Origin of the sequence: Janthinobacterium sp. CG_23.3, from assembly GCF_046115965.1 — a bacterium.
Lineage (GTDB): Bacteria > Pseudomonadota > Gammaproteobacteria > Burkholderiales > Burkholderiaceae_D > Janthinobacterium.
Genome location: NZ_JBJXIB010000211.1, coordinates 1 through 5164, shown reverse-complemented (window position 1 = coordinate 5164; position 5164 = coordinate 1). Strand labels below are relative to the sequence as shown.

Here is a 5164-nt window from a genome sequence, read left to right as displayed (position 1 = left end):
CCTGGCGGCCGGCAGCGGCGTCACGCTGGACGGCACGTCCAGTCTGACGGCGAGCGCCGGCAGCATCCATATCGCCACCGCCAGCGGCAGCATCGCCGCCGGCGGCGGCGCCAGCATCAGCGGCGCCTCGGTGCTGCTGTCGGCGCCGCAAGGCGCGGTGGTGGCGCCCGGCTCGGTCTTCGCCGGCGGCGCGGTGCCGGTGGTGGAAAGCGGCACCGGCGCGACGCCGGTGCAGGTCGCGCCGTTGACGCAGGCGCTGAACACGACCATCGACCTGATCAACACCAGCTCGTCCGGCGGGCTGGACCCGGCGCCGGCGCAGCTGCCGCCGCTGGGGACGGTGGAGCGGGAGTCGGACGCGACGCCGGCCAACGAAGGGGGCGGCGTCGCGCCGGTGATCGACGACGCGAGATCAACAAGCAATGAACAGGGAGTGGAAAAAAATGATGGCATCAAGAAAACATTCTGTAATTAAGGTATGGCTGGCGCTGGCGCTGCTGTGCTGCGCCGCGTTTGCCGCCGCCGCGCAGGTGGCCGGCACGGTGATGAACCTGAACGGGCCGCTGCTGGCGAAAAAAGCCGACGGCAGCGCCAAGATCCTGGCCGCTAAGTCCGAGGTGGAGCAGGGCGACACGCTGGTGACGGAGAAAAACACCTATGCGTTGATCAAGTTCATCGACAACAGCGAAATCACGCTGCGTCCGAGCACCACGTTTACCATCGACCAGTTTGCCTTCGAGGCCGACAAGGCGGCCGCCGACAACGCCGCGTTCACGCTGATCAAGGGCGGCCTGCGCTCGCTCACCGGTTTGCTCGGCAAGCGCAACAAGGAACGCTTTTCGCTGAAGACGCCGGCCGCCACCATCGGCATCCGCGGCACCACCTTCATCGTCGAGTACGTGCCGGAAGACGAGCAGGCGCTGGCGGCGACGCGCCTGGCCTACAACCTGGCCAGCACGGCGGCGCTGGACTTGCCGGAGGCGCGCGGCGAGGCCGGCGCGGCGGCGATCGCGCCGTTGATGCTGGCGCAGGCGCAGCCGCAGCCGGGGCCGGCCCTTACGTCGGGCCTGTACTTCCATGTCCTCGACGGCCTCATTTCGGTGACCAACAAGGGCGGTACGCAATCGTTCGCGGCCGGCCAGTTCGGCTTCGCGCGCTCGCTCATGATCCCGCCCGTCCAGGTGCCGAGCATCCCCGGCGGCATACGGTTCTCGCCGCCGTCCAAGTTCTCGTCCAGCTCGTCGGGCGCGCAGAACGGCCCCACTGGCAGGGGCGGCGGCGTGGTGGACTGCGTGGTGCGCTAGTGCCTTGGGTTGTCAAATGGGCACAGGAACGTGCCTGCCCTTTTACTTGCCACGTCGACGAATTGGCAATCCGCTATGGCTCCCGACAGCAAACGCCTGCACCTCAGGTTCGCGCTGTTCTACTACAAACATGAGAAGCAATCCGGACCCACTAGGACCACCCGATGAAAACCCAGCCCGCCAAAGCCGCCGCCCGTTGCCCCGCCCCGTCCCGCCAGCCGCCGTTGCGGCGCACCTGCCTGGCCCTGCTGATCGGCGCCTGCTTCGGCCCGGCGCTGGCGCAGCCGACGCTGCCGCAGGTGGTCAACGGCCAGGCCACGTTCGCGCGGCAGGGCAATGTGTTTTCCATCACGAATACGCCGAACGCCATCATCAACTGGCAAAGTTTCTCGGTTAATCCGGGCGAGCTGACGCGCTTCATCCAGCAAAGCGCCGGTAGTAGCGTGCTCAACCGCATTACCGGCCAGGACCCCAGCCGCATCCTCGGCGCGCTGCAGTCGAACGGCCGGGTGTTCCTGGTCAACCCGAACGGCGTGCTGTTCGGGCGCGACGCGCGCGTCGACGTCAACGGCCTGGTGGCGTCCAGCCTGGCCATCTCGAACGGCGACTTCCTGGCCGGGCGGCAGCGCTTCGCCGCCGACGGCGGCGCGGCGGGCGCGGTGGCGAACCAGGGCGTCATCACGACGCCGGCCGGCGGCCAAGTGTTCCTGCTGGCGCCGCAGGTCGACAACAGCGGCATCATCAACGCCCCCAACGGCGAGGTGGTGCTGGCGGCCGGGCGCAGCGTGCAACTGGCCGACGCCGCCAACCCGGCGCTGCAGGTGGGGTTGTCGGCGCCGGCCGACCAGGCCGTCAACCTGGGGCAGGTGATCGCCCAGGGCGGGCGCATCGGCATCTTCGGCGCGCTGGTGAACCAGCGCGGCCGGCTCAGCGCCGACAGCGCGGTGCTCGGCGAGAACGGCAAGATCGTCCTCAAGTCCAGCGGCACCACGCTGCTCGAAGCCGGTAGCCGCACCAGCGCCACCGGCGCCGGCCGGGGCGGCCGGATCGAGCTGCTGGGGCGCCGCGTCGGCCTGACCGGCGACGCCGGCGTCGACGCCAGCGGCGCGCTGGGCGGCGGCAGCATCCTGGTCGGCGGCGACTACCGCGGCGCCAACGCGGCGGTGATGAACGCCGAGCAGAGCTACCTGGGCGCCGGCGCCACCTTGAAAGCCGACGCCACCGCGCGCGGCGACGGCGGCAAGGTCGTGGTCTGGTCCGACGGCGCCACCCGCGTTTTGGGCAACATCTCGGCGCGCGGCGGCGCCCACGGCGGCGACGGCGGCTTCGTCGAAACCTCCGGCCACTACCTCGACATGCAGGGCAACGTCGACACCACGGCGGCCAGGGGCAGGACCGGGCAGTTGCTGCTCGACCCGAGCAACATCTACGTCGCCGTCGACGGCGCCACCGCCACCGGCGCCGGCATGGCGCCCACCGGCGCCGGCAACGCCAGCAACAGCGGCAACGTCTTTTCCGAAACGAGCAGCTCGGCCGACTCGCTGCTGACCACGGGGGCGCTGGTGGAGCTGCTGAACGGTAGCAACGTGACGGTGACGACGAGCAACCCGAACGCCGGGGGAGCCGGCTTCATCAAGGTGGTCAGCCCGGTGGCCTGGGGCAGCGGGCGCGCGCTGACGCTGGACGCGGCCGCCGGCATCTCCCTTGACGCCGGCATCGACGGCGGCAGCGGCGCGCTGACCCTGCTCAGCGCCGCCGGCGATATCACCCAATCGGTGGCGCTGAAGGTCGGCGCCCTGACGGCCAGGGCGCCGGGCGGAAGCGTCATGCTTAACTTTGCCGATAACCAGATCGGCGGCCCGGTCACCCTCGACGCTTCGCTCAACGCCGTGCTCGCGGCCGGCGGCGGCGGGGCGCTCGACATCGCCTCCGCCAGCGTCGGCGGCGACCTGAGCGTGATTGCCGGCGGCGGCCCGCTGCGCGTCAGCGGCAACGTCACCAGCAACGGCGGCATTGTCCGCCTGTTTGCCGATAATATCGACCTGCTCGGTAGCATCGCCGTCGGCACCGGTTCGGTGACGCTGCAACCGATTTCGCCGACGCAGCAGATCCACGTCGGCGTCGGCGCCGCCGACGCCGCCGGCACGCTGGGCCTGAGCGAGGCCGAGCTGCGGCGCATCTCGACCAGCGGCTTCCTCACGGTGGCGCCGAGCGGGGCCGATGTGACCGGCAACCTGACCGTGGTCGGCAATCTCGACCTGTCGAGCACGCTCAACGCCGGCTCGGTGAACGGCAACTTGCTGCTGGGCGTCAACGAGGGCATGGGCAACCTGACGATCAACGCCGGGGCGCAGGTGGTGGTGCCCGGCAAGCTCGAGCTGAGTACCCAGACCTTCGATGGGTACACCATCACCAACGCCGGTAGCCTGAAGGCGACCGAAGTGCATCTGAGTTCGGGCAAGATGGTGCTGGAGGGCGGCGTCATCGACGCGCCCGTCGTCAGCCTGTCGACCCAAAACGCGATCGACCTCGGCTCGAGCACCGACTCGCAGTTGGCGACGCTGGAGCTGAGCGGCGCCGAACTGGCCCGGCTCAACAACAACACCGACTTGCGCATCGAGGTCTTCCTGAACAGCAGCGGCGGCATGGTGATCAGCGCGCCTTTGCGCCTGCCGGCGAACCTGACCCTGGCCGCGCCTGCCGTCATCGACGCGCGGGCGGCGCTCAGCGTCGGCGGCGTGTTCCGCCTCGACCAGGGTAGCTGGATGCAGAACAACGCCAACCTGCCGGCGTTCTCGGCGGGCGATTTCCAGATCAACCAAGGTGCCGCCAGTTTCCTGCGCGTCAAGGGCGGTACCGGCGCCAGCGGCGGCGGCTCGCCCTACCAGATCGCCGACGTCTACGGCCTGCAGGGCATCGCCAGCCTGGACATGGCCAACGAGTATGTGCTGGCCGCCAATATCGCCGCGGCCGGCACTGTCAACTGGAACGGCGGCGAGGGATTCGCGCCGATCGTCGACGGCCAGGGCCTCGGCTTTTCCGGCGTGCTCGACGGCGCCGGCCACAGCATTTCCGGCCTGACCATCAACCTGCCCGCGGGGCGCGGCGGCAACGGCTCCTCCGTCGGCATGTTCGGCGTGCTGTCGGGTGGCACCGTCAAGAACCTGTCGCTGCTTGGCGGCAGCGTGAAGGGCGTCAGCAAGGTCGGCGCGCTGGCCGGTTATGTCAACAGCGGCAGCATACTGAACGTCAGCAGCGACGTCAGCGTCAGCGGCGATTTGACAATTGGCGGCCTGGTCGGCTCCAACAACGGCAGCATCGTCGGTTCACGCGCCAGCGGCGCCGTGACCGGCAATGGCGAGAGTATCGGCGGCCTGGTTGGTTATAACGATGGCAGCGGCACAATCAGCGCGTCGGCAGCCTTCGGCGGCGTCGGCGGCGCGCGCCGTGTCGGCGGCCTGGTCGGCCTGAACGCCGGCCTGATCCAGGACGCGTTTGCGCTCGGCGCCGTCAGCGGCGTCGCCAACCCCGACTATATGTCTGAAAATATCGGCGGCCTGGTGGGGGAAAACGCCACAGGCGGATCCGGCTCCGGCAGCATCGTCAACGTCTACAGCGCCGGCGCCGTCAGGGCGGCCGGTTTTGCCAACGTCGGTGGCCTGGTCGGGCTGAACAACGTCAGCCTGAGCAATGGCTACTGGAACACCAGCACCTCGGGCCAGGCCGTGGGCTTGGGCGCCGACAACAGCAGCGGTTCGAGCGCCACCGGCCTGACCGAGGCGCAAAGCATGCAGCAAGCGAGCTTCGCCGGTTTCGAGTTCGGCGGCAGCGCGCCGGTCTGGCGCCTCTACGAGGGCCGC

At 69.6% G+C, this 5164-nt stretch carries 3 protein-coding genes; all 3 read left to right on the top strand.

The window, feature by feature from the left end:
- Nucleotides 1-475 (top strand): hypothetical protein (locus tag ACFDR9_RS26880; protein ID WP_409032957.1); only part of this gene is annotated, 475 nt, incomplete at its 5' end.
- Nucleotides 444-1304, top strand: a complete 861-nt coding sequence (locus ACFDR9_RS26875) for a FecR domain-containing protein (RefSeq protein WP_409032956.1) — start codon at nucleotides 444-446, stop codon at nucleotides 1302-1304. The genes ACFDR9_RS26880 and ACFDR9_RS26875, both read left to right, overlap by 32 nt.
- Before the next feature lie 164 nt (nucleotides 1305-1468).
- Nucleotides 1469-5164, top strand: a 3696-nt coding sequence (locus ACFDR9_RS26870) for a filamentous hemagglutinin N-terminal domain-containing protein (protein WP_409032955.1), incomplete at its 3' end; no start/stop codon positions are given.